The organism is Synechococcus sp. R55.7, assembly GCF_047461955.1.
Taxonomy (GTDB): Bacteria; Cyanobacteriota; Cyanobacteriia; order Thermostichales; family Thermostichaceae; genus Thermostichus.
Map to the genome: position 1 here is coordinate 14331 of NZ_JANSIC010000024.1, position 1670 is coordinate 16000.

The window sequence follows — 1670 nt, forward strand, 5'->3', positions numbered from 1 at the left end:
TTAGTTAAGTCTTGGATGCGGTTAGTCCGCGTCGGCAGGGGTGGTTTTCCTCCCTGTGGCCAAGTTCTACCGGTTCAGTGGTGGCTCCCCGTGGGGGTCACCACTTATTGTTTTGTTGTTTGCAAGTTGTTTGGGAAAATAAGGAGAATGCTTGCGGTTGCCCTATCTCAACCTGTGTTGCCTTCCCCCGTAGTTTACCCAGCTACATCGAATGATCTGGATCCCTTGGCCGAAGTTCTAGCCCAGGTTTTTCATCCCCCCTCAGGTCTGCAACGCTGGATCTACCCAATTCGCAAGCTGGGCATTCGCGAAGAGTTGCGCCTCAGGCTGGCCGCAAGGGATCCCCACTACTGCTGTCTGGCAGCTGCGGTGGGATCCGAAGTGGTGGGCACTGCCGAGATCTCTTTGCGGGTCACAGCCCACGGGAAGTATCCCTACCTCTCCAACTTGGCGGTGCTGCCCGGCTGGCGGCGGCGAGGAATTGCTCGTCTGCTTTTGCTCAGTGCTGAAGGGGTGGCGAAAGGGTGGGGCTACCGCTGTTTGCATCTGCACGTATTGGAAGACAATCTCCCCGCGCGGCAACTGTACGCCCAACTGCGCTACACCCCTATTGAACGCACCTCTCAACTCTGGCGATGGTTGGGGATCCCTCCGCAGCTTTTGCTCTGCAAGTGGTTACCTTGAATTGGCAAAGGAATTGGCAAAGCGGCAACATTGAGCTGGCAGAGTGGAGATGCTTCCCACCCCGCTGGCTTGCTTCTGCGCAGTGAGGCGAGTTCCTGGACTCATATAAAGTTATGTAAACTAGAGATGGGTTCTAGAGAGGTCTCGGAGGGGCAGTGAGGGAATTGGGCAGGGTTTTCATGGGATTGGTTGTGGGCCTGCTTGTGGGCTTTGGGATGACTCAGCCTGCCTGGGCCCAGTGGGGAACTACTCCTCTCCCGCCAATAGGTTCTCCGGCACCGGAGTTCGCATTGCCAGATCAAGCCGGGCAAATACGGCGGCTGGCGGATTTTCGGGGGGAGTGGGTGGTGTTGTATTTTTACCCCCGCGACTTCACTTCCGGCTGTACGATTGAGGCCCGCCGCTTTCAGCAAGATTTGCCCAAGTTCCGGGCCATGGGGGCACAGGTTGTGGGCGTGAGCGCTGACTCGGTGGACTCTCACAGGCGCTTTTGCTCGGCAGAGGGGCTACAGTTTCCTTTGCTGTCGGATCCCGATGGCACGGTCAGTCGAGCCTACGGATCCTGGATGGGCGATGTTGCCCTGCGCAATACGTTCTTGATCGACCCGGAGGGGATTTTGCGAGAAATCGACCCAATCGTGAACCCCAGCCGCCACAGTGCTGAGGTTCTGGCCCAGTTGCAGCAGCTTATCAGGAACTAGCCCTCTAGCTTTCCGGGCCAAAAGTCTGCTCAAACTCGTGGAGCAACTCGTCGATCTCCTCCAGCGCTTGGTTGACATCCACGCGCAAGCTGCCCAAGTCTGGCTTTTCCAACAGCTTGGCTACCGCTGGCCGGCGTTCGCGGATTAGCTTGATGCGCTCTTTCAAGGCGGCAATTTCGGCGGCGTCCATAGCTTCAGAGACCTAATTGACTCTCCTAGCTTATCGCTTCCGCTGGGGGAGTGTCGCCTGCTGGGATCCCTTTCTGAACCACCGAGAGCCAATCA

3 protein-coding genes are annotated in these 1670 nt (G+C 57.4%); 2 read left to right on the plus strand and 1 reads right to left on the minus strand.

Translation table 11 applies throughout. The features are described from left to right. The first annotated feature begins 225 nt into the window (after positions 1–225). Complete coding sequence (locus NW820_RS02395) at positions 226–684, plus strand: GNAT family N-acetyltransferase (protein ID WP_414344496.1); 459 nt, start codon at positions 226–228, stop codon at positions 682–684. Between the two features lie 179 nt (positions 685–863). Then, positions 864–1385, plus strand: a complete 522-nt coding sequence (locus NW820_RS02400; RefSeq protein WP_414357987.1) for a peroxiredoxin — start codon at positions 864–866, stop codon at positions 1383–1385. Positions 1386–1389: 4 nt separating this feature from the next. On the opposite strand, the gene NW820_RS02405 is transcribed toward NW820_RS02400, so the two are convergent. Next, positions 1390–1575 (minus strand): hypothetical protein, encoded by a 186-nt coding sequence (locus NW820_RS02405; protein ID WP_011433765.1) that lies wholly within the window; start codon positions 1573–1575, stop codon positions 1390–1392. Positions 1576–1670 lie beyond the last annotated feature (95 nt).